The sequence below is a fragment of the Kaistella yananensis genome, assembly GCF_026107505.2.
GTDB classification, from domain to species: Bacteria; Bacteroidota; Bacteroidia; order Flavobacteriales; family Weeksellaceae; genus Kaistella; species Kaistella yananensis.
In genome coordinates, this window is the sequence record NZ_JAPCHZ010000005.1 from 393059 (window position 1) to 418020 (window position 24962).

17 protein-coding genes and 1 pseudogene are annotated in these 24962 nt (G+C 32.9%); 5 read left to right on the top strand and 13 right to left on the bottom strand.

The genetic code is table 11. The annotated features are described in order from the left end of the window. Positions 1-88: 88 nt before the first annotated feature. From OK344_RS11040 to OK344_RS11055, 4 genes are all read right to left on the bottom strand, one after another. Positions 89-727, bottom strand: a complete 639-nt coding sequence (locus OK344_RS11040; RefSeq protein ID WP_265144832.1) for a hypothetical protein — start codon at positions 725-727, stop codon at positions 89-91. Next, positions 619-1068: a phospholipase D-like domain-containing protein gene (locus OK344_RS11045; RefSeq protein WP_265144834.1), complete on the bottom strand. Its 450-nt coding sequence runs from the start codon at positions 1066-1068 to the stop codon at positions 619-621. The genes OK344_RS11040 and OK344_RS11045 overlap by 109 nt, the downstream gene beginning before the upstream one ends. 77 nt (positions 1069-1145) lie before the next feature. Next, positions 1146-1982, bottom strand: coding sequence for an endonuclease NucS domain-containing protein (locus OK344_RS11050; protein WP_306400506.1), 837 nt, complete (start codon positions 1980-1982; stop codon positions 1146-1148). A 36-nt stretch (positions 1983-2018) separates the two neighbouring features. After that, a complete protein-coding gene (locus tag OK344_RS11055; RefSeq protein WP_265144835.1) occupies positions 2019-2615 on the bottom strand; it encodes a master DNA invertase Mpi family serine-type recombinase in 597 nt (198 codons plus the stop codon). A gap of 110 nt (positions 2616-2725) precedes the next feature. Here OK344_RS11055 and OK344_RS11060 point away from each other — a divergent pair, with 110 nt between their 5' ends. Then, positions 2726-3592, top strand: a complete 867-nt coding sequence (locus tag OK344_RS11060; RefSeq protein ID WP_265144837.1) for a TaqI-like C-terminal specificity domain-containing protein — start codon at positions 2726-2728, stop codon at positions 3590-3592. Here OK344_RS11060 and OK344_RS11065 read toward each other — a convergent pair. From OK344_RS11065 to OK344_RS11100, 8 genes are all read right to left on the bottom strand, one after another. After that, positions 3585-7325 (bottom strand): DUF7149 domain-containing protein, encoded by a 3741-nt coding sequence (locus OK344_RS11065; RefSeq protein ID WP_265144839.1) that lies wholly within the window; start codon positions 7323-7325, stop codon positions 3585-3587. The genes OK344_RS11060 and OK344_RS11065 overlap by 8 nt on opposite strands. Before the next feature lie 191 nt (positions 7326-7516). Then, positions 7517-8806 (bottom strand): TolC family protein, encoded by a 1290-nt coding sequence (locus OK344_RS11070; RefSeq protein WP_265144840.1) that lies wholly within the window; start codon positions 8804-8806, stop codon positions 7517-7519. A 151-nt stretch (positions 8807-8957) separates the two neighbouring features. Then, the gene (locus tag OK344_RS11075) at positions 8958-11387 is read right to left on the bottom strand and encodes an FtsX-like permease family protein (RefSeq protein ID WP_265144841.1); all 2430 of its coding nucleotides are present in this window, start codon (positions 11385-11387) and stop codon (positions 8958-8960) included. Positions 11388-11573: 186 nt separating this feature from the next. Then, positions 11574-14009 (bottom strand): ABC transporter permease, encoded by a 2436-nt coding sequence (locus OK344_RS11080; RefSeq protein ID WP_265144842.1) that lies wholly within the window; start codon positions 14007-14009, stop codon positions 11574-11576. A gap of 244 nt (positions 14010-14253) precedes the next feature. After that, positions 14254-14976, bottom strand: a complete 723-nt coding sequence (locus OK344_RS11085) for an ABC transporter ATP-binding protein (protein WP_123247839.1) — start codon at positions 14974-14976, stop codon at positions 14254-14256. Between the two features lie 24 nt (positions 14977-15000). Further along, positions 15001-15564: a GIN domain-containing protein gene (locus tag OK344_RS11090; RefSeq protein ID WP_265144845.1), complete on the bottom strand. Its 564-nt coding sequence runs from the start codon at positions 15562-15564 to the stop codon at positions 15001-15003. A gap of 217 nt (positions 15565-15781) precedes the next feature. Then, positions 15782-17860 carry a TonB-dependent receptor plug domain-containing protein gene (locus OK344_RS11095; protein WP_265144846.1) on the bottom strand — a complete coding sequence of 693 codons (2079 nt, stop codon included), beginning with the start codon at positions 17858-17860 and terminating at the stop codon, positions 15782-15784. A 45-nt stretch (positions 17861-17905) separates the two neighbouring features. Beyond that, positions 17906-19147 (bottom strand): efflux RND transporter periplasmic adaptor subunit, encoded by a 1242-nt coding sequence (locus tag OK344_RS11100; RefSeq protein WP_265144847.1) that lies wholly within the window; start codon positions 19145-19147, stop codon positions 17906-17908. A gap of 155 nt (positions 19148-19302) precedes the next feature. Here OK344_RS11100 and OK344_RS11105 point away from each other — a divergent pair, with 155 nt between their 5' ends. The 4 genes and pseudogenes from OK344_RS11105 to OK344_RS13470 form a co-directional block, all read left to right on the top strand. Then, positions 19303-20643 carry a sigma-54-dependent transcriptional regulator gene (locus OK344_RS11105; protein WP_265144848.1) on the top strand — a complete coding sequence of 447 codons (1341 nt, stop codon included), beginning with the start codon at positions 19303-19305 and terminating at the stop codon, positions 20641-20643. 168 nt (positions 20644-20811) lie between these two features. Next, entirely contained in the window at positions 20812-22131 is a 1320-nt protein-coding gene (locus OK344_RS11110; protein WP_265144849.1) for a sensor histidine kinase, read from the top strand. Positions 22132-22516: 385 nt separating this feature from the next. Then, a complete protein-coding gene (locus tag OK344_RS11115) occupies positions 22517-22855 on the top strand; it encodes a phage integrase N-terminal SAM-like domain-containing protein (protein WP_265144850.1) in 339 nt (112 codons plus the stop codon). A gap of 169 nt (positions 22856-23024) precedes the next feature. Then, positions 23025-23150 (top strand): annotated as a pseudogene (locus tag OK344_RS13470) (IS91 family transposase); the annotation flags it as partial. A gap of 322 nt (positions 23151-23472) precedes the next feature. Here OK344_RS13470 and OK344_RS11125 read toward each other — a convergent pair. After that, positions 23473-24723, bottom strand: a complete 1251-nt coding sequence (locus OK344_RS11125; RefSeq protein ID WP_265144853.1) for a TraB/GumN family protein — start codon at positions 24721-24723, stop codon at positions 23473-23475. Positions 24724-24962 lie beyond the last annotated feature (239 nt).

Consider the following 24962-nt stretch of genomic DNA (forward strand, 5'->3'; position numbering starts at 1 on the left):
TTATTCTGGAAAATTTTGAGCCCTTAAAGCTCTAAAAATTTTAGGTAAATAACTTTTTTATCTACCTTTAAAAAATCAAAAACACTCCCTAAGAAAAAGTACACTTTCTTTTGAAGACATACAAGATTTTAGTTCTCTTAATTTCATGTTTCAAAATTCGAAAAAACTCATTCAAGCCTTTAAAATAGCCGTCAAGGAATTCTTTGCTTCCTGACTTATGATTCCAAACATCGTGGTTCTTGTACGAATACAAAGTTGGCGAAGATTTCGGGTAAGTCCAATAAAGACGAAAACATTCTATAATTCTAAAATCTTCCCTACCTTTATTATACCTATTGGTTTTAAGTTTCTCATAAATATCATTTGTTCGATCTTCATCAAAATTCAGATTTAAGGAAACTCTATTGTCTTCAATTATTAAATCTACACCATCCACAAAATTGTCGCATCTGCAGAACCATTCTTCACCGTGCTGAAATGGGATAAATTTTTTATTTTTTGAAAACTTATTCAAATTACGACACTTCTCATCAACAAAATCTCTCTTTGTTTTGATGATTTCCATTTCAAAAGCAATGGTTTTTGTTTCAAAACTTTCTTTCTCAAATTCCGAACTTGTCAAGATCGATTTAATTTCTTCAATAGCATCTTGGAAGATACTTTCGTCATCTCTCGAATTTCTGTAGTCGTTCCAACCTGTGTCATCTTCATCTGTTCTTCTGAACAAAACACCCATTTCACGATTATGCTTCTGCGAAAATCATAGAGATTCATTGAAGTTACAAGTAAATACTTTTCATTATATATGCATTTACTATGTAAGTTGGGTTGATATAATAGATTCAAATTTTCAATTTCATCAAACTTTTTTCGTTCTTTTTCAGAAAGCTCACCCTCTTTATAGATCAAGGTTATTTCAACTCCTCTTTTTTCAGATTCTTTTAAAAGTTTAAAAATCTTCTCTGAAATTTGTATATAAGGACTGATGATAACCAATTCTTTTCCAGCGGTCTCAATAAGTTTTGGGACCCACTCTAATAGTTTCTTTTTATTTAGAAATTCTGCCATCGATATGTGTTTATTGTATGGCTTGTTTTATTAAACTCATCACATACTCCAAATTTTGTGTATCATCTACAACAACTTCATAATCCCCAATGTCCAACGGATGAAACATCACGCGAAATTTTTTTCGGGTCATCCAATTGACCGCGCTTAAGATTAATCCAAAATTTTAAACTGTTTTTAAGAATGCAAACATCGGCAAATATTTTTCCTTTCGAAATAAAGCCAATTTCTTGTTTTTTAGGCTTTATATCAAGGTTATTTCCTAAATTGAGAATTGCTGTTTTGAAAATTTCATAAAGTTCAATAGTATAATCGGGTTTACCTTGCAGATGATCATCTTCCGTATAAACTTTAGTTTGCTGAATGACCTTACTGATTTCTGAATTATCATTTTTCTGAACCTGTTTGATACTTGGGGCAGATTTTGATTTTTTCACAGGATTAATGACTAAAACATCATTTTCAAACTGCTTTATTTCCCATAATTCTATTGCCAAATCTTTGAAATTCGAGGATTGCTTCTGAAAATCATTAAAAGATGGAGAAACGAAAATAATTTTGCTTTGAGACCAATCAACATCAGAACGTTTTAAATTTTTCTTTTGTGTTTCATTGTATTCCACAATAAACTCCGCTTTGTATTCCAGCATTAGATTGAGGTATGAAACACCTTGGTCAACCACACTATAATTCTGATTCCTCTTATATTCGATGATCACGAATGAATTACTATCCTCATCAAAAGCCAAAGTATCAATCCTGTTACTTTTTATTGTGAATTCAGATTTCACAAAATGAAATCCTGTAATTGAAAAGATGTTCTTCTCAAATATTGCTTGGATTTCCTTTTCAAGTTTAAATGGAATTTCTTTTAATTCTGGAAGGATGTTTTTAGAATTGGTAAATAGATGCATTTTGATTTTTGTTACAATCTACCAAAATTAATGATTTTAATTCATTTTCTCTTTCACAAAAGCCGAAACCGTCAATCGGTGAACATTCAAAATTCTGCCGATTGCAGAGTATGAAACTTTTTTATCAAGCAGTTCCTGAATTTTCTTTTCCTGACCTGTAAGTTTTGTTTTGGCGGATTTTCTACCTTTTGGTCTGCCGAGAATCACGCCTTCTGCTTTTTTGCGAGCCAAGGCTTCTTTGGTTCTTTGGGAAATCAGATTTCTTTCAATTTCTGCCGATAAACCGAAAGCAAATGCGAGAACTTTTGAATTGATATCGCTTCCCAAACGGTAATTGTCTTTAATTGTCCAAACTTGGATGTCGCGGTTCATACATTCGTTGAGAATTCCCATAATCATCAGGAGATTTCTGCCGAGGCGTGAAAGTTCGGAGCAAATAAGGATGTCGCCTTTTTTCATTTTTTTGAGAAGTTTGCCAAGTTTTCTTTCATCTAGTTTTTTGGAACCTGAAATGGTTTCTTCAAGCCACTTATCAACCACAACGATACTTCTTTCGCAGAATTGGTTGATTTCGTAGCGTTGGTTTTCTACTGTTTGTTTGTCTGTGCTTACGCGGATATAACCGTAAATCATATTGTCTGTATTAAATTATTTAACTGGTTAAATTAAACCAAAAATGCATAGAATAAAACATTGCTATTTTTTCATCATACAAAAGGAGCGTTTTTGTTAGACAGAACTCGGTGATTTCGGCTTTTGAAAAATCAGATTCTTGGGTAATTCTTTCAACCATTGAAAAGCAGATTAAGGAAAAAATAGAACGTATTGGTGTTCCATTAAAAGATTGGGACATCTCAATCAATTATGGCATAAAAACAGGATTAAATGAAGCATTTATCATAAGTGGGGAAAAGCGAAAAGAACTTATAGAACAGGATCCTAAAAGTGAAGAAATTATACGACCGTTATTAAGAGGACGAGATATAAAGCGTTATTCTTATGAATTCGCAGACCTTTACATTATCACTACATTTCCAAGTTTGAAAATTGATATAGAGCTATTTCCTGCGATAAAACAGCATCTATTGAGTTTTGGCTATGACAGATTGAAGCAGACGGGCGATGTTGGAGCACGCAAAAAGACTAATAATCAATGGTTTGAAACTCAGGATTCTATAAGTTATTGGGACGATTTTTCTAAGCAGAAAATAATATATCCTGGAATAATGAGAATAGCAAAAAGTAATAGCATTAATTTCCCAAGATTTGCATTAGATAATGACAAGAATTTTTTCTTTGGAAATGACTGCTACTTCATTGTTGGAAAAAATTTGGAGTATTTATGGCTTCTTTTAAATTCCACATTGTGTGGATATTTGTTCAGATATTACATTTATTCATTTGATCAGACGGGCTTTAAGATTTTCACAGATTATTTTCAAAATCTACCATTCCCTATTGATAACGATTTATCAGAAATTGTAGATCTAACGAGTGAATTAGATTATGATAAAATTGATAAATATGTATATGGTTTGTTTGGCTTTGATAATTTTGAAATCGAAGAAATAGAAAATTCAGTTCAACAGCTATTAAATTCTATTAGTTAATTTGTTCCTCTATAAATTGAATTTCCTCCTCTGTGAATTCAAAAATATTATAGAAGATATTATTAATTTTGCTATTTACATTATCTTCTTTTAAAGCCAATTCAAATAAAGCATTCGTTAATTGTAGATTCTCATCACTAGGCAATGGAACAACGATTGGTTCAACTGCTTGAACACTAATAAGCAGATCTCCCGTTCCTGTTTTTGGTGAATCTAATAATAAATAATTTCCTATTGAAGAGTTCATAAAACAGACTAAAAATTTCATATATATTCCTGTTGCAAAACAAGTGCTATCTAATGCCATTGTTCCATTTTCATCGTAGCAAAACTTCAAAATGGAACCAACTCTTTTCCAAATTATTTTTGGCTTAGAAAAATCGTCCATATAAGCACAGTTTCTCAAATTGTAAGGAGTTTCACCCTTGTCAGCTCTTTTTGATAACTCAAAATAATATTTATCTAAATGCTTTTTAATCGCAGGAAAATCATCAATATTTATTGGTTTTATGCCCTTTTCCTTAATTCCATTATGTGAATTTATCAACCATAAATCCGCAAAATCATAACCGTACCTTTTTATATCTCTGCCACGTAAAATAGGTCGTATAATTTCAGCGGATTTTGGGTCTTCAGCAATTAGCTCATCTTTCTTTTTCCCATCAATTATAAATGCTTCGTTATACCCCGTCAAAATTCCTCTGTAAATATTAATATCCCAATCTTTTAGAGGTGTTCCTGCTTCATCAATTTTTCTTTTAATACTTTTTTCAATTGGGCTTAAAATCACCCAACTTTCACTTATCGAAAACTCACATTTTTGTGCGTTCTGTCTAACAAAAACGCTCAAATTATTTAACAGCTTTTCTTTGATGATGCAGGCTTCTGTTTTGAATTCATTTTTCTGCTTTGCAAACATCAAAATATTGGTATCAACAGTTGCTGTATCAAAAATTTGATTTCCCGAGAAATCAATCAATAAAAGCGGATTGGTTTTTTCCACAAAGAATTTTCGCAGACTTTCGCCATACGCTGCGCGCATCCATTTGTTAGAAGTAATGAACATCAAGAAACCATTTTTTTTCAGCACATTATTTCCTTGCTCGTAGAATAAACTGTAAATATCTCCTGTTTTTGCATAGGTTTTATAACCGACCTTTTCCAATGCATCACTTTCAGCTCCCATTTTCTGCAACTGAATGTAAGGCGGATTTCCAATAATCACATCAAAACCTACAAAGTCGCCTTCATCATTCAAAACTTCAGGAAATTCAAAACGCCACTCAAAAGCATTTTCGTAGATTTTATTGTTCTTTATTTCCTCAATAAAATCTTCCAATTTGCGGATTTTGGTTTCCAAATCCTTTTTGTCTTTTTGTTGAGCTTTAGAAAGTTCCACTTCAAAAAGTTGTTCGCTTCCGTATTTGTTGTAGTATTCGCCACGAAGCAGGTTCAAAGATTTAACTTCTTTGCTGTTTCTGCTGATTTCTGACCTGAAATCAGATTTCAAATCTTCTAGAAATTTTTCGAGATTGCGTTTCTTCTCTTTGCTTTCAGCACTTTTATAATCGGAAACGGCTTGCTTATAGTCCTCCACAGAAACCTTGGTTTTCTTGAATGTGGATTTCAAATCACTATCCAACGGAAAACGGCTAATCAATGAATTACCATTTTTGATATTGATGTCAATATTCGGCAAGGTTTCCAACTCATTTTCGGATTTGTAATACGCATTCTTCAGCAACTCAATCCAAAGACGAAGACGGCAAATTTTCACAGAATTGGGGTTTAAATCAACTCCAAAAAGACAGTTTTCAATAATGGTTTCCTTTTCGTGAAACAGCGTTTCTTGAATTCGCTGACTTTCCGAATTTTTAGGATTGTACTTAAAGAATACTTTATCTGCCTCGATTATTAATTCATCATTTTCTACTGAAATTTCATAATCATTTAAGACTTCAAATTTTCTATCAACAAGAATGTTGAGTTCGAACTTTATATAAATCAACTCATTTAAAACAGAAACCAAAAAGTGTCCTGAACCAACTGCAGGATCACAAATTCTAATACTATTAAAAATAACATTAAGTTCCTTCCTTGCTTCTCTTCTTCCTGCGGAATAGTTTTTAACAAACTGATTAATATCTTCTTTTAAGTCCGACCAACTTTCACAATTCCAACCTTTTGTTTCATTAAATTTTTGAAGAACGGCTTTTCGCAAAACTTCACGGCTCATATACATCGTGATGGAACCAGGCGTGTAAAAACTTCCGTCTTTATAACCATTAATTTTTTCAAAAATAAGTCCTAAAACAGAGGCATTGATAATGGTTTTATTTTCTTCCTGAATTTCTTCTGAACCCTCACTCGCAAAATCGTACGCATCCAAAAACTCGAAAAGATACTGCAAAGTATTCAGTTCGCCTGTTCTTTTTTTGCCTTGTTCGTCTTTCAGAACTGTGGAATTGAGAATTGGGATGTTTTTATCGTCACGAAGATTGCTAATCATTAAAGTAGTATGCTCCAATTCTGTCGGTTCAAAAAGCGAACTATTGAGATAAGGAACTTTTGCAAATGCTTTGCTGACATCAGAATTTCGGTCTTCAAACCTTTTTGCCAAAACCTGAAAAAACAAAGTATTGAGGTCGTCGTATTGCTTTATCTTGTCAAAATTGAGAAATGCATACGACTTGTCGCCTTTATGGTAATTAATCAACTGACCTTCTAGAAGTTTCAGAAAAAGTACACGATTTATCCAAGTGATATTGAGTTCAAGTGCAATGCTGAACAGTTTCTCATTGTAATTATCACCGTAGAGAAACGATTTTTTCACGCGACCTACTTTATCCAAAGTATCCAACTGAATGATGGTATCTTCCATCAACGAACCCGAATTTCGCTGATTTTCTTTATTTCTTTCAATCAATCTTTTTCCGCCATCTTTCGTCTCCGTAAGTCCGATAATGTGGAGCAATTCATTGTAGAAACTCTTATCAAGCGTGTTACTATCATTAATAAAAGGCAGTTTCAGCAAATGAGACGGCGACAAGATCTTGAACAAAGCAATCAGTTGATTGTCGTCTTTCGGATTGTTGTTTCGGACAAACTTTTCATAATCTCTAAGATTGAAATGAGTATATTCAATATGATGTACAACCTCATCGATGAAAGGTTTTGCAATTTCAGAATAAAAGAAATCGGTCGTGTTTCCTGATAATCTCTTACTTTCAAAATCTTCAAACTGTTTTACTAGATTTTTGTTTTTTGCAAAACAATTTTCAAAAGTATTCGCATCAAAAATAAACCATTCGTAAACATTGGTTGCAATGAGATGTTTTATCTCCAAATTTTTATGTGTAATCCGCTCCCGTAAATAATACAGAACCAATTCCTGAAACGCTTTTGTGTTCAGTTTCTTAGTCGTCATCATTTCCGCATTATTCCCCGATTGTTTAGTTTCAATAATTACACCAACCGAACTTTTTGCGGTTTTGTCGTTATGAATAACCAAATCATTTCTACCTTTCGTATTGATGAAATAATTGCCTTCAAATGCATTTTGCTTGAGAAAATTGGAAATCAAGTTTTTCTGAAATTCCTCTGATTCCTTTTCATTAATGTCATCCAACAATGTAATAAAACTCCTTTTGAAGTTTTCAATTTCAATTCTGTTGGGCTTTATTTTAAGAAATGATTTATTGAGGGATTGGCGTGGGGAGAGATTTTTTGACATAGATTATTGCTTTTCAAAAAGGAGCATAATTTAGTCAATTTTTATGATATGAAAAAAGCGTTATTTGTAAAGAAGGTGAGCTTCCAGAAGATTGGACTGTTTCCAAACTAAAAGTCAAACATCTATCCAAAAAACATAATTCAGATATTGATAATGCGATAAATGAGTTTTAATTCCTGTTTAAACCTCCTTCAATCCTTCAAATAAACCTTCACCAATTCACTCTGCAACATCAAATCATATCTGCTTTTAATCAAGTTGTAATTCGCTTGAAGCCAAGAGTTTCTAACCATAAAAAAAGTGTAGGCGTCCATCATTCCTTCCTTGTATTTTTCCTCGGATTTTTGAAAGGACAGTTTTTGATTTTCAAAGTTTTCTTCGAGAGCGTTATACTTTTCTTGTGCGTTTCGGTATTGAATCTCAATGGTTTTAAGATTTTTTGTGAGTTCTAAGACGATTTTGTCTTTTTCCAAAGAAGTATTTTCCTCAGAAAGTTTTGCGAGTTCTACCCTATTTTTGGTTTGAAAGCGATTGAAAATGGGAACATCCAAACCGAAAGAAACGTAATTATTTTTGTTCTGCTTAAACTGCTCTGAAAATTGAAATGCAGCTTCTTTTCCCAGCTCTTTACTGAAAAATGTCGACCATTGGTACATTCCTGAAAGTCTTGGATAATAATCAGATTTTGCAAGTTCTATACTTTTTGAAGCAATTTCATTTTGCTTGATGGCATTCTGATAAAGTGGATTCTTTTCCAATAACTTTTGAACGAAATCTTCATTGTTGATAAGTACGTTTTCAGGATTTTCTTCATTTAAGACAAAGTCAATTTTATCATCCAACAAACCAATGGCGTTTTGAAGAATAATTCTTGAAAGTTCTTTTTGATTTTGTGCAGAAATCCATTGTTCCTTTATCGTTCCGAGATTGGCTTTGATGTCGTAAATATCACTTTTCGGACGGTTTCCAATTTCCACTTCTTTTTCGGTACGCTTGATCTGCTCCTCTATTCCTGAAATTTGGGTTTGCAAAACCTCTAACCACGCTTTGTCGTATTGATACTGAAAAAACTGTTGAATCACATTTAAAGAAATATCATTTTGTGCAGATTTTAATCGGTATTCCGAACTTTCTTTATTGAGTTTACTTAAGCTAATTTCTCCATAATTTTTCCAATTAAATAGTTCAACCGGCATTGAAATCCTGAATTGATCGTATTGCGTATTCAAGGTTTTTCTTGAATTTGTGGAAGGGTCAATCGTGGAACCAAAACTGTAATTGTGATTGATTCCCGCATTCACAGAAGGCAAAAGATTTCCTTTTGCAATAGCAATATTGCGATCGGATTTCTGAACTTCAAGAATGCTTTGCTTGATTAAAGAATGATTCTTTAATGCATAATCCAAGGATTTTTGCAAAGTCCAATTTTGGGCAAAAATTGCTGAAGAAATTAATATTAAAATATATTTTAAACTTTTCATAGACTATTTTTTTGACACATTAGTCACATAAGTTTTTTAGACAGTCATTCTTCTTGTTTTAGAAAAAACTAATTCGAAAATTTTTGATTTTATCTTTTGTGAACTTTTTTGCGTCCTATCTTCTTTCTAATGTGACTAATGTGTTTGAAAATTATTCGTATTTAAGATATTTCACCAAGTTCACTTGCGTTGCACGATACGCCTTAATGCTCACAACAGCGAAAGTCAAAAGCAACAAAATCACAAAACTTAAAACGTAAGGAAACCAAGGCATTTCTATTCTGTATGCGAAATCTTTCAACCATTCATTCATAAAATAATAACTTATTGGAATGCTTATTAACACCGCTATTGCAGAAATGATCAAGAATTTTTTCGTTAAATCTAAAACGATTGATTTTTCTGATGCTCCCAATATTTTTTTGATGGCGACATCTTTCAACTTTTGCTCAATCAATAATGATGAAAGTGCGAATAAACCGAGTAATGCTACAATTAAAACCACAGAATTCAGAATTGTGAACAGTATTCTCTGTTTTTTAAACTGCTCAAAAGTTTTGGCAAAATGTTTATCTACAAAATGATAATCAAAAGGATATCCCGGTTCTGCTTTTTCTTTCCAAAACTTTTCAATTCTTTTCAAAGTTCCTTCAATATCATCTTTTGAAACTTTTATTTGAAGATTATGCATATTGTTTTTAGCCCAATTTCGCTCGTAATTAAAGAATGTAACCGGAACAACAGGCGCGTGAACTCCTTGAAAATAGAAATCCTTTACCACACCAATAACCTTATATTTCTTTTTTCCGTCCCAACCCGGAATAAATTCCTTTTCCAGAGCATTTTCATTATTCCAACCCATTTGTTTTGCAAAAGTTTCATTAATTACTGCACCGGAAATCGTATCAGAACTCTTTCGCAAATCAAAATCACGACCTGAGGCAAACTTTATTTTGTAAAATTTAAAATAATTTAATTCTATCGCTCCTAAACCTGCACTATTAATCACTTTTGTTGTATCCTCCGCATTTTTTACAGAAGACATATTGGTATAACCGTTTCCAATCGTAAGAACAGAACCTGTGACATCGGTAACGCCACGAATATTTTTAACTTCGTTTCTCAGTCTCTCGTATTTATTCTTGTTGAAATCTTTTTGTCGCCAATCGGTTTTTTTGAAATCTATTTGAATGGTTTGGTCGCCTTTGAATCCCAAATCTTTATTCATCATATGATTCACTTGTGAATTGATAATCAATGAAGAAATAATGAAAAAAGAAGAAATAATTAATTGTAAAGTTAGAATTGAATTTCTTAGAAAAACACCGTGACTGCTTCTTGAAAAGTTTCCCTTCAAAGTATTAATAGGTTTAAAATTGGAAAGATAAATTGCCGGAATAATTCCTGAAAGCAACGAAAGGAATATCACTATTAGTAACGCATAACCATATAAATTAAGATTTTCAATTTGGATTTCCTTACCTAAAAATTTGCTGTAAAACGGTAGTAAAAGTTCGACCAAAGCGAAAGCAAGAAAACAGGAAAATACACAAAGGATAAATGTTTCCAACAAAAATTGTAGAATCAATTGATTTTTGGTGCTTCCAATCGCTTTTCTGACGCCAACTTCTTTCGCACGTTGTGAACTTTGAGCGGTTTTTAAGTTTATTAAATTGATTGCAGATAAAACCAAAATCAACACCGAAAGTCCCATTAAAATCAAAATATTTTTCTTGTCGCCTTTATCAATTCCTCCGCCTTGTGCATCCAATTTCATCGTGCTTAAAGATGTCAAGAAAACTTCGGTTTTATTCTTTTCATCATACTTTTCTCCCCATTTCTCAGACATTATTTTTTCCTCTTTCTGCAATTGGTTTGATAATTTTTCTTGTAAAGCAACAACATCTGTATTGGGTTTCAGTTTAAAAAATCCGATGTAACTAAAGTTCAACCATTGGTCTTTATTGTCTTTAATGCCTTCAGGACGCGTAAGATAACCCGGTTTAAAAACCGTGTTTGAATTTGGCAACTTATATACCTCAGAAATGAGATAGGACTTACCATTATTGTCCTGAACAACGGTCTTTCCAATACAATTTTTATAATTTTTACCAAAAAGTAGTTTTGCAGTTTCTTCGGAGAGGGCAATTTGATTGTCATTTTGCAATGCATCCTTATAATTTCCTGCAATTTTTTCGTATGGAAAAAACTCAAAATATGAACTTGTAGCACTTCCCGCATCTACATAACAGGAAATATTTCCATAATTAAGGCGTTGCTTATTTCCATACCAAATGTTACCGATAGCGAAATCCTCAATTTCCTTAAATCTTTCCTTAGAAACCTCCAACATTGGGTAACTTGAACTTGTCATATATCCAAATGCAGAATTTTTGTATTCCAACATAAAGATATTTTCTTTGTTCGGAACCCATTTCTCGTAAGATTTTTCATCCAACCAATTGATGAAAACCAATAGAAAAATTGCCAATCCAAAACTTAAACCGAGAATGTTAATGAGCGTCGAAAGCCAATTTTTCTTATAGTTTGCAAATGCTATTTTTAGCCAATTTAGTAACATATTTTTCTTTGTTTCAAGTTTCAGGTTTTCATGTTGAATCTTCTTTTTAACACATTAGTCACATAAGTTTTTAGATTTTCATGCCTCATATTTTAGAACACTTAAGCTCAAAAATCTTCGATTTTTATCTTATGTGAGCTTTTTTCGCACTTTACATTTTTTCTAATATGACTAATGTGTTTAAAATCATTCGTATTTAAGGTATTTCACCAAGTTCACTTGTGTTGCACGATACGCCTTAATACTAACAACAGCGAAAGTCAAAAGCAGTAAAATCACAAAACTCAACACATACGGAAACCAAGGCATTTCAATTCGGTAAGCGAAATCTTTCAGCCATTCGTTCATAAAATAATAACTGATTGGAATACTGATCAACACAGCGATTGCAGAAATTATCAAGAACTTTTTCGTCAAATCCAAAACGATTGATTTCTCGGACGCACCTAATGTTTTTTTGATGGCGACATCTTTTAGTTTTTGTTCGATTAATAATGATGAAAGTGCGAATAAACCGAGTAATGCAACCGTAAGAACGATGATGTTTAAAATTGTAAAAAGTGTTTGTTGTTTTTGATATTTCTCAAAGGTTTTGGCGAATTCTTTATTTACAAATGAGTAATTGAAAGGATATCCTGGTTCTGCTTTTGTTTCCCAAAAATTTTTGATTCTTGAAACGGTTCCATCAATATCATTTTTATTGAGTTTTACTTCCATAAAATACATATTATTCCTTTTCCATTCGGTTACAAAATAGTGGAAGAAAACTACTGCAGGCGTTTCACCCTTTACATTCCATAAATTGTAATCTTTCACTATGCCAATGATTTTATATTGTTTATCGTCAAATCCCGGTTTCAGTTCATTTTTCAACGCATCATCCGCTGTCCAACCCATTTGTTTAATAAAAGTTTCATTAACCAAAACTGTATTTATGGTGTCCGACGAATATTTTGGCGAAATATTTCTTCCTTTTACCAATTTCATATCAAAGAAATCTAGGAAGTTATAATCCATTGCACCGTGTTGTGCGGTTACGCTTTTATTGCGCCAATCCATATTAGAGGAACTTCCTCCTGTTGTCGGTGTTGCTTCTCCAAAAGTCACATCTTCTACTCCGTTTATTTTTTTGAGTTCGGTTTTTAGACGTTCATATTTTTTATAACTCAAATCTTTTGTACTGTAATAAATGGTAATAACCTGATTTCCATTGAATCCTAAATCTTTATTCATCATATATTTCACCTGTTGATGAATGATGATTCCGCCAATGATGAAGAATGAAGAAATAATCAATTGTAAAGTGAGGATTCCGTTTCGCAACCAAACACCGTGACTGCTTCTTGAGAAATTTCCCTTCAAAGTATTAATTGGTTTAAAATTAGAAAGGTAAATAGCAGGAATTAAGCCCGAAAACAAGACTACAAGAAAAGTCATTATCGCAGAATAAGAATAAATTGTCCAATCATTCATCGCCATTTCTTTATCCAAAAACTTGTTGTAGGAAGGTAAAAGCAACTCCACTAAAACCAATGAAAGGAAGTAAGCGAAGACGCAAATCAGCATTGCTTCAACCAAAAACTGAAAAATCAATTGGGTTTTCGTGCTTCCAATCGCTTTTTTCACACCGACTTCTTTTGCGCGTTGCGAACCTTGAGCGGTTTTTAGATTGATGAAATTAATGGCTGAAAGAATCAAAATCAAGACTGATAATCCAAATAATATTTTGATGGTTTTATAATCTGCTTTACCCTTGAAACCTGATTTTGCCTCTAATCTTGCCTTATCTAAACGAGTGAGATAAAATTCGTTCGGACCGTATTTAGTAAGCATTTCTTCAAGCGTTACATTTTCTTTTTGCAACTGTTCTTTCGGATATCTTTTCTTAATAAGAACTTTTTCAAAAATATCCTTTTCAACATTTGCAATGTTTGAATTCGGCTTTATTTTCACCAATGCTTGGTAAGAATTATTTCCCCAATTCTGATAACCTTTCTTAATGTTTTCGCGGTCGTCTTTCATCGTTTGCGATAAGACTACATAATTAGGCTTCACTACAGAATTTCCTTCAGGCAAAGTATAAACCGCTGTTACGATATATTTTGCATCGCTCAATGTCAATTCTTTTCCAACAGGATTATCGTCACCAAAAAGTTGTTGGCTTAATTTATCCGACAAAGCAATTTTGTTGTAATCGCTCAAAGCATCTTTGTAAGAACCAAATTTTAATTTAAAAGGAAAAAAATTAAAGAAACTTTCCGAAACAGATTCGCCGTCTTTTACGTACTGACTTTTACCACTATTGGTTTTCATCAAACCTTCCGTATTATCGTAAGCAAACATTACAAAATCCTCAATTTCGGGAAGTTCGTCGGTTGCGGTTTTTGTCATTTGGTAAGACATATTATTGTTCGTCCAATCCTCTGTCTTATAATATTGTTGAAGAAAATAAATGTCTTTTTTCTGTGGATTCCATTGTTCATAACTCGCTTCATCATTCCAATGAAGCAGAATCAGCATAAATCCTGTCAATCCCAAAGTCAATCCGAAAAGATTGATAAATGTGGAAAGCCAATTCTTTTTATAGTTGATGAATGCTATTTTGAGCCAATTTCTTAACATAGTTTTTTTGTTTCAAGTTTCAAGTTGTAATGCGTATTTTTTTACACATTAGTCACATAAGTTTTTTTAGCCAATTATTCTTCTTATTTTAGAACACTTTAGTTTGAAAATCAAAGATTTCCATCTTTTGTGAACTTTTTTGCGCGTATATTTTCTAATGTGACTTATGTGTTTAATTTTTTTGAAACCTAACAGGTTTTGAAAACCTGTTAGGTTTACTTTAGTTTATGGAAATTGAATGTTTTTAAAGTGCTAAATCTTCCTGCGATTTTTCAAAATAATCCTTCGTTCTGTCGGAAATTTGTTCATTGAAAATTTCGCCGTCTTTCATATTGATGATTCGGGAAGCAAAGCCTGCATCGTAGGAAGAGTGTGTCACCATCACGATGGTGGAACCTTCTCTGTGAAGTTCTGCAAGTAAATTCATCACTTCGTTTCCGTTGTTGCTGTCCAAATTTCCTGTAGGTTCATCGGCGAGAATGAGTTTTGGTTTTGTCACCAATGCTCTTGCAACGGCAACTCTCTGTTGTTGACCGCCCGAAAGTTGCTGTGGATAATGTTTTCCACGATGGTCGATTTGGATTTTTTGCATTATTTCGTTGACACGCTTTTTTCTTTCGGAAGAAGGAACTCCGTTATAAAGTAATGGCAACTCAATGTTTTCAAAAACAGAAAGTTCATCAATCAGATTAAAATTTTGGAAAATAAAACCAATGTTTTTCTTTCTTAAAACCGATTTTGTTTTCTCGGTTGTTCCAACAACTTCGTTATTTAGAAACTTGTAAGAACCGCTTGAAGCGTGGTCTAAAAGTCCTAAAATATTAAGCAAAGTAGATTTTCCGCAACCTGAAGGTCCCATTATTGCGACAAATTCGCCTTCATTTATTTTTAGACTTACTTTGTTTAATGCGGTAGTTTGCACTTCGTCGGTGCGGTATATTTTTGAGAGGTTTTCTGTGGTAATCATTTTATTTGAAATTTGAGATTGATTTTATTTCGTGTACACTTTTGCAAGAGAGGTTACTTCTTGATTCAGATTTTGATATTTCAAATTTTCAAGATAGACTTTTGCAGTACTTGTTGCTTCCACATTGACTTTATTGGTTGTTCCGCTTAACTTTACTTTTGAGGCGGAAGTTGCTTCTACATCAATATTTTTGGCTTGAACATTGGCATCAATTCCCGAAGCGCTCGTTGAAACAATATTCAGTTTATCGGCAAAAATATTTCCCGAAATTTGACCTGCACTATTCAAATTCAGAACTAGTATATCCAATTTAAAATCGTCCGAAATCAAAATTTTTCCTGCACTTGAAGCATCTAATTTTTTAAAATCATTGGTATAAACAGTTACTTCAGTTTTTACGTTTTGTAGTGAACTATTATTGTCGTATTTCACTTTCAAGACGCCATTTTCAGAAGAAACTACAATTAATCCAAGTGCATTTGAATTGACTACAATCTTTTGCTTGTCAGATTTTTTAATGAAAAATTTCATTCCAGAATTGGCATTGATTTCTGAAAAGTGGGAGACAAAAAACTCGCGACTTTCCATCGGTTTTGAGGATTAATTTTCTACTGAATTATAATCAGAATTTTGATAATTTCCATAGGAGCCACTCCCATCGGTTTTAATGGTAATGCACGAACTCAAAGAAACACTTGCTAATAATGTTAGGATAATAGTTTTCATTTTTTAAATTTTATTTTAAAAATATATTGACGATGTAGAGAATTGCTTCGAGAATTAGGGTGATCATATTCTTATTTTTTTAGAAAGTTGCTGCAGGAGCTGTTGAATTTTCCAATTTCTTCTGAATTTGTAGTTTTTTCCCGCTTGAGAAATCGTAACTCAATCCGAGAACAAACATGTTTTTGTTGTTATAAATATTGGATATTCTTTCATTTTTTACGATGCTTCCCTCCATAGTTTTATTATGGTAATGTGAAGGCATTCCTATCCAATAAAAACCACTTGACAATTCAAGGCTTTTATATTTATACGAAGCAAATAAATGATTCTGATTTTCGTCGAGACTTAAAAAAGCACCGTTAATTTGATAGATAGGAAGATTGAAATTATAGTAAATTCCAAAGTTTTTAAATTGTGATGTTACGCCAAAACTGCTTCTTATAAAGTTACTTGTGAATTCTCGTCCATCATTTACGACAAGTTTCATTGAAACAGGCTGAATAAAAGTTTTTATTACTAAAACCTGTGTGCCGAAAGGTTTGTAAGAGCCACTTAATTGAATTCCTTTTTCATTAAAATCTGCATTTTGATAGGTTAAAGCATAACCGTTAGTTTCAGAATCTGCTTCAAAAATTTGTGCGAAATATTTGTCAACAATGTTATAAAAAGCATTTAAGTTAAAATCAACATTTTTTCCACCATAAGAATAAATAAAGTTGTTTCTGAATAAATGTTGTGACTTTAAATAAGGATTGCCTCGCTGAACAATATTAGGAACTATTTGAGTGACATTACTGCTTAATGCTGAAGCCCAAGGACTGTTGGAAGTATAACTACTCGTCAATCTTAAACTTTGGTTTTTACCTAAGTCGTAACTTAAAATAAGTTTTGGTGTGGGTGCCCAATCATCTTGAGTGGTTTCTGCACTTTTATTATGAATATTGGTAAGTCCAATTCCTAAACGATATGAAAGTTTTTCTTTTTTTCCTGAATATTCAGTGTACAGATACTGTTGTAAATAATTAACGGAATATTGAGATGCTCCCAAAAGATTGACAACATCATTAGAAATCGCAGTGTTTGAAATACGATAACCTGAACTTAATTTTCCCTTTTCAAATTGATGGGTATGTGCAATTTCGCCCACGATTCCTGTTTGTTTGGCTTTTAGATTCATATCGTTGTTAAAAATATCTTTGTTTTCTGCGATATTCCACTCGTGGTCAAACTGCGACGAATTTGTGGTATAATGAGAACCAATAAAATTTAAACTCAATTCGTCTTTTTTACCGATATTTTTAGAATAATAAAGGTCTAAAGTTGGTGCGGTATAATCAGAATTACTATTATGAACCGTTTGATGGGATTCCGCTAAATTATCTTTGGTAAAAACGCTCGTTCCTAAACCTTTATTGAAGTTCGAATTAATGAAAATACTTCCTTTCGCCTGAAAAGTATAACGTCCCACCACTACATTAGCATAGCGTAAGGAAATGTTTTGGTTCGTGTATCCAAAATGGTCTTTCTGCTGTTCAGTTGAATTATAATGACTTCCATTTAAATTGTAATCGTAGATTTTATCGACAATTCTGTTATCATAATCACGCAGATTGATAGAATATTCCAAACCAAAATCATTCTTTCCCTTCGTATAACCTGCGTACGCAGATCCGTTTACAAAACCTGTTGCTAAGGCAGAAGTAACATCTGCACCATAAGAATATCCTAACTCAGGATTTTTGGTAACAATGTTCACCACAGTATCTGCTCTCTGCGAATATCTCGCAGGTGGAATATCAAAATATTCAACCCTCACCACATTTGTCGGTGCAATACTTTTTATTTGGTTGTCGCTTGCTTCAATTCCGTTAATCAAAAACAAGATTTTTCCGCCTTTAATACTTGTTACGGTATTTGAAATAGGGTCTAATTGCAATTCGGGAAGCGTTGTCAGCAAATCTTTGGAATGTCTTGCTTTCTCCAATGCTTCTTTATCAAAAGTATAATTTGCGTGGTCGGAAAACTGCTTTTTCTTTTGAGATTTCAATAAAACTTCCTGAATTTCTTTTGTTTTGATGATAGAATCGGAAGGTTTTACTTCTTGAGAATATCCAAAAAATGGGGCTAAAACAATGGCAAGTATAAGTAGTTTTTTCATAATTCTTTTTTAATAAAGACAACACAGTTAGTAATATTATTACAGTTACTTTTTAATATTAAGTTCTTCATAATTTTTAAAATCGCTATAATCCGAAACGATTACTTTTTCGCCCGCTTTTAATCCCAAAGTTACTTCGTAATACATTTGGTTTTCACGGTTTAGTTGAATATTTCGTTTTACTGCGTTGTCACCTTGAATCACGAAAATCCATTTCCCTGAGGTGTCTTTGTAGAAATTTCCTTTGGAAATCATTTCGCTTTGCGTGTCTTGCGAAAGTTTCAATTTTACGCCGAAAGTCATCCCGATTTTCAAATTATTTGGCTTTTCATCCACAAATCCGAGTTCGGCAGAAAACTGTCCGTCTTTTACTTCAGGCAGAATTTTAGTGACTATGATTTCGTAAGTTTTATCATTGCTTTCCAAAGTCCCTTTGATTCCGACTTGAAGTTTATTGATGTAGTATTCATCCACTTTTGCAACGAGTTTATAACCGTCCATCAAATCAATTTTTCCGATACTTTCACCGCTTGTCAAATTTTGTCCCAATGAAATGTTGAATGAAGACAACCTTCCGGAAACAGGCGCTAAAATCAAGAAATTGTTCTTGTTGTTCTTCAAAACATTCAGACTTTTCTGCATTTGATTGATGGAATTACTAATTGCGGAAATTTGCTGATTTCGGGAGTTTCTTTCGTTTACTAATCCTTGTTCTGTAATATTTTTTCTTTTTTGCTGATAGTTCAGGTTTTGAGAAGCCATATCGTAATCGGTTTTTTTGCCAATTTCAGCATCATAAAGTCGATTTTGAAGATTAAAATTTTGCAAAGCCACATTATAATCGTTTTGTGCTTGAAGCAATTCTTTATTTTGGTTGAATTCTTGGTTTTTCAGTTCTAAAAGTGAATTTCTCATCTGCGAAATCTGTTGCATAATTCCCGTCTCTTGATTCAGATAATTAAATTCCGTATTCGGATTGTATACTCTCGCCAAAGGTGCTCCTTTGTTGACCAATTGTCCGTCTTCTGCATAAATTTCCTTTACAGCACCACCTTCCAAAACATTTACCAAAGAAGAATTCAGCGATTGCGTTTGAGCGGTAATCAGCATTACATCTTCAAATTTACCGAAAGTGACTTCCGAAATTTGAATGTCTTCTGCTTTCACATTATAGGTTTTCTTATGTTTAAAAAAGTAAAACGCTGAAATACCTAAAAATGCCAAAGCCAAAACGCCGATTAAAATTATTTTGAATTTAGATTGTTTTTTCTCTATTTTCGTATCCATTATACGTTACTGATTTACAAATAATTACACTATTGTTGTACCATTAAAAAATGAGTTTGTAAGTTATTGATTTATAAGATGTACAAAAATTGAATTATAAAAAAAGTGTTCATTTTCGGACAGTAAGTGTACAGAAACGGACAGTTAAAGTTTAAATGAGAAAGAAAGAAGCCACGATTTTAATTGTTGACGACGATGAAGACATCCTTTTTTCGGCGAGAGTTTGGTTGAAAAAATTCTTTGAGGAAGTGATTACCATCAATTCACCAAAGAAAATCATTCCTACACTCAATGAAAATAATGTGGATGTCATTCTCTTGGATATGAATTTCCGTCGCGGTTTTGAGGACGGAAAAGAAGGTTTGTATTGGCTAAAAGAAATTCAGGAAATCAACAAAAATATTCCTGTGATTTTAATGACGGCTTATGGAGAAGTAGAACTCGCCGTTGAAGCTTTGAAAAAGGGAGCAACCGATTTTATTCTAAAACCTTGGAACAATGAAAAACTCTACGCTTCCGTAAATCTCGCTGTAGATATTTCCCGAAAAAACAAGAAACTTCAACAATGGGAAAATCTGCAAACTTCCCTTACTGAATACAATTTGGAAACGAAATCCCCGAAAATGCAGGACGTGATGAAAACTTTGAAAAAAGTTTCGCCGACCGATGCAAATATTCTTCTTTTGGGCGAAAACGGAACAGGAAAATTTGTTTTGGCGGAATATATTCACAAAAATTCTAAACGAAATAATGAACCTTTTGTTCATATTGATTTGGGTTCACTTTCTGAAAATTTGTTTGAAGCCGAACTTTTCGGATATGCAAAAGGTGCATTTACAGACGCAAAAAACGACAAAGCAGGAAAAATAGAAAATGCGAATGGAGGAACGGTTTTCCTTGATGAAATTGGAAATCTTTCACCTCAACTTCAACAAAAAATCCTGACTTTAATTCAAACCAAAAAACTGACGAGAATTGGCGAGAATAAGGAACGGTTTTTAGATATTCGCTTTATTTTTGCGACCAATGCAGATTTGAAAAAATTATTTAATGAAGGTAAATTCCGAGAAGATTTATATTACAGAATCAACACCGTGGAAATTGAAATTCCACCTTTGAGAGAGAGAAAAGAAGATTTGCAGAATTTGTCTGAATTTTTCATTCAAAAATATCAGAAAAAGTATGCGAAAGACAATTTGGAATTTGAAAATTTTGAAGAGTTGAACAATTATCATTTTCCTGGAAATATCCGCGAATTGGAACACAGCATTGAACGAGCGATAATTCTTTCGGAAGACGGAAAAATTAATCTCGCATTGCAAAACAATCCTATTTCAGCATCCGAAAATTTAACTTCATTAAATTTGGAGGAAATGGAAGAAAAAATGATTGCAAACGCCTTGAAAAAATACAAAGGAAATATTTCTCTTGCTTCGGAAGCATTGGGATTGACGAGAGCTTCGCTTTATAGAAGAATGGAAAAATTTGGTTTATAATCCCGAAAAACTCCGAGAAATGTCAAATTATTATGCTACTAAAGTGAAAAAATTCTATTATTTTGACAATTTGAAAGTTTTTTTATGCCACGAATACACGAATAAGAATATTTGTGCATTCGTGGCATTTTTTAGTTCTAAAAATATTCTGATTTATTTTATATGAAAATGGCGGTTTCTTTTCAGTGGATAATTTTGGTGCTTTTATGCATTGTTTTTCTGTTTTTCGGATATGATTTTTTCATTGTTAAAAAATATATTACCGCTTTACTTTTTTCGGGAATTGGATTTTTGTTTTTGGGATATTCTTGGATTTTAATCAATAAAAAAATTGCTGAAACCGAGAAAATAATTACTTCCATTCGTAGAAAAGATTTTTCACTTTTTCCAAAAGAAGATGATACCAATGAACTGAAAACCGAAGCCGTAAAACTTTATTACCAAGCCAAAAACGAGAACACGCAACTCACTTCCTTCAAATTATTGTACGAAAATATTTTGGCTAAACAGGAAATTGGTTTCTTGATTTTAAACAAAACAACGACGAAAAATGATTGGAACGTTTTCTTTTGTAATCCTGCATTCCTCAATATTTTGCAAGTTCCGAAGTATAACGATTGGGAATTCTACAAAGAAAAATCGCCCAATTTTTATGATTTGATTGAAAGTACGAATTACAGAGATTCGCAAGAATTTATTGATATTTCTGTAAAAGAAAGTTCGAAGCAATCTTTTTCAATTCGCACCACGAGAATTGAAAGTCCCGACCAAATTTTTTGCGTGGTTTCTTTGGAATCAGTTCAGAAAATCATCGATAAAAAGGAAAAATTGGCGTGGAATAATTTAATGAAAGTTATTTCCCACGAACTTTTAAATACTTTGACTCCCGTAAACAGTTTGATTCAAAATTTAGAATACCTCGCAAAGCAAGACGAATTGAATAAAGATGACCAAGACGAAATGAAAGGAAGCCTGCAAATTATCAACTCAAAATCACAGCAGTTGCTTCATTTCATTGACAGTTACCGACAAGTTGCCGAACTTCCAAAACCGAAAAAATCACTTTTCAACCTGAAAACCACGATTGAAAATGTGCTGCAAATTTTTGGGAGCGAATTTAAAAGCAAAAACATCAAAACCTTTCTCAATATTTCAGACATCAATTTGAACGCCGATGAAAAAATGGTGGAAAGAGTTTTGGTCAACCTTTTGACCAATTCTATGCACGCTTTAAGCCATTCTGAAAAAAAGGAAATCTCAATTGAAACGCAGTATCTCAACAACCGAACCGTTATAAAAATTCAGGATTCCGGCGAAGGAATTAACGATAAAATTCAAGACAAAATTTTTCTTCCTTTTTTCACCACAAGACAAAACGGCTCCGGAATTGGCTTAACTTTGGCAAAATCTATTATGGAAGCACATAACGGATATATTGTGTACAGAAATTTGGAAGGCGGAAGTGTGTTTGAGGTTTGGTTTGTTTAGGATTTATGATTGTTCCTTAGAAAATTATTTTATAAGATACAAATTATGCTGTTTTCTAATCCTGTTTTTAAAAATAAATTAAATAGTGGGTTTTGTTAAGGAACGACTATATAATGTCGCCTAACGAAAAGGGCTCTGCGAAGGCGGGGCTTTTACAAACTAAAAGTTCAACTAAAAACTGAACCGAGCAAAATCCATTTTCGTTTTTTCAAACTTACAAAAAAATAAAAAACGAAATGGTTTTTGCGGGTATTTTCTGGAATTTCTCTGCGATTTCCTTCAACCCCGCATCTTGCAAAACCCTTGTTGAACTAAACCTCCGGTAGCTTTTCCCATTCGCCGTTTTAGTAACTTTGTTTTTATTAACCCTTAAAAAACATATAAAATGGCTACAAAAAAAAAATCTCCGGAGGATTTAAGGACCAACAAATTCCTTAATCGTGCCTCGAGCGAAGTTAAAGGTTTTGCCGAACTTCTGCAACGCTTCGAAAGAAATATCTCCATCCTGGGCAGAAGCAGGCGTACCTTCGACAATTATTCCCGTCACGTTGCAGCCTTAGCGCTTCATTTCGGTAAAGTCCCTACCGAATTAGACCCGGAAGACATCAAAGATTACCTTTTTGAACTTCAAAAGCGATCAAAAACCCCTTCTCAGTCGTACTTTAAACATACCGTTTACGGACTGCGGTTTTTGCTGAAAACCGAAGGCTTGCCTTACAGCTAGCTCCATCTTCCAGCGATTCCAAAAGTGAAAAAACTTCCCACTATTTTAAGCCGTGAAGAAATCTGGCGAATGCTTCAAAGTGCCGAACTCCTGAAGCATAAACTGCTCATCGGCCTGATCTACGGTTGCGGACTGTGCTGTATGGAAGTAAGAAATATCAAACTTCACACCCAAGACGCTGCTCAATAAATGTCGGTGCTGCAAGGAGGGAAACTTGGTGACCATTGCCATTTTCGGGCAGCGCGGTCCGCCGCAGGACTTTCTTTTCGTCACCCAACCTTTCTCTGCAAAATAACCTTTGCGGGTAAGGGAAGCTGTGCCCTACAGCCGGTAAAACCCCGCAGAAACCACTTCCAAAGGCTACCAAACGCCACAAAAAAAGCAGTCCTTCTGAAAAACTGCTTTGCACCTCTAAATTCTAAAAACGACATCTCCATAAGAGGACCAAAATGCTGCTGAAAAGCTACGGAGCTTCCGTTCAACGGGTTTTCATCTTCTGTCCTGCGGACAAGACGAAAGCTTAGTTATTTGAAAAGCTACCAGAGCTTCCGTTCAACGGGCTTTCATCTTCTGTCCTGCGGACAAGACGAAAGCTTAGTTATTGTGCGATCGGTTATTTATTTATCTAATTCTTCTATTGGTTTATTTGCTTGTGAATTACTTATTAATATTGCAAAATCAAAATAATCAGTCGTTGTTTTACCTTTCAAATCGTTTTTGTTTGACTTTTTAAGAAATAATTTTATTTCCATTAAATCAGTTTGATTTTTTTTATAAGGTGAATTTTCATTATTCAAATGATAAAGAGTTAAATTTGATAATCTGTTGTTTTTAAGTTTATTTATTCCTTTAAAATATTCTTTCCAATAATCACCAATACCATAACCACCTTTAGTTGTGTAACCAATATATTTTTTATTTGCGTCATATTTTAAATCCCAGAGCACCCTACTTTTAGTTAAAAATCCTGCGATTGAAACTATTTCTTCTTTTTTATAAATATTGTTTTCTATTAACCTTGTGAAAAATGATGGATAATTACTTTCTCTGTCCTTTTCTATGTGGAAAAAGCCCATTCTTACAAATTGAGGATTTGATTTGAAATCGTATAATTGACTTAAAAATAAATAATTATCAAAAATTGTTTTTTCTCTATCTTGCTTTTTTAGGGTTAATTTTATGTTTTCAATTAAGTTATCTGTGATAATTTTATTATTTGCGATAGAATTAAAATATGTTTTATCATTTTCATAATCAACTATAAAGTTTTTTAAAATGTTTTTAGAATAACTATCATAATATGGGGAGAAATCAGTAGTGTCAATTTTTACCATTTCATACAAATTGTCGTAAGATTTATATTTTCCTTTTTCAATTTTCAGCAATTCTATTAAGAGTTTAGAAGTGTATTTATACGTTACGATTATATCAATTCCAACCACTTGGATTTTATTGTTTTTTGGTTGATTATCATTTATTTTTTTTATGCCCTTCCATTTATTGTAAGTTTCAATACTTTTTTCTTGTGGCACTCTTACACCATAATGTCTTACTAAGTCTTTTAATAGAATTGTGTCACCAGATTTTAAATATTGATTAAAATAATAAGCAATTCCTAAATCGGTTTCAGGTAAGTAATATTTTACTTTATTTTTATTAATTAGATTTTCAAGTAAAATATTTTCTGCTTTTTCTGTTTCTTGACTTCCGTGATATGCACCGAAACCAATTATTTTGAAATTACTTTGAGGAAATTCAAAATTTGAGTTTAATAAATCAAAACGATTATTTTTTAAATATTCGGTTTTCGATTGAGAAAAAGCTAATTGTATTGATACAATAAATAATACTAATATTTTAATTTTCATTTTATTACGTTCGGTTTTCGTTAACTGTCGCACAACGGTTCAGGGCTTTGCGATGGCGGTTTTTATACGCAAATAATTTTCAAAACCGCTATTGCAAAACCAGTGTTGAACTAAACCTCCGGTAGCTTTTCTCATTCGCCGTTTTAGTAACTTTGTTTTTATTAACCTTTTAAAAACTCATGAAATGGCTACAAAAAAAAATCTCCGGAGGATTTAAGGACCAGCAAATTCCCGAACCG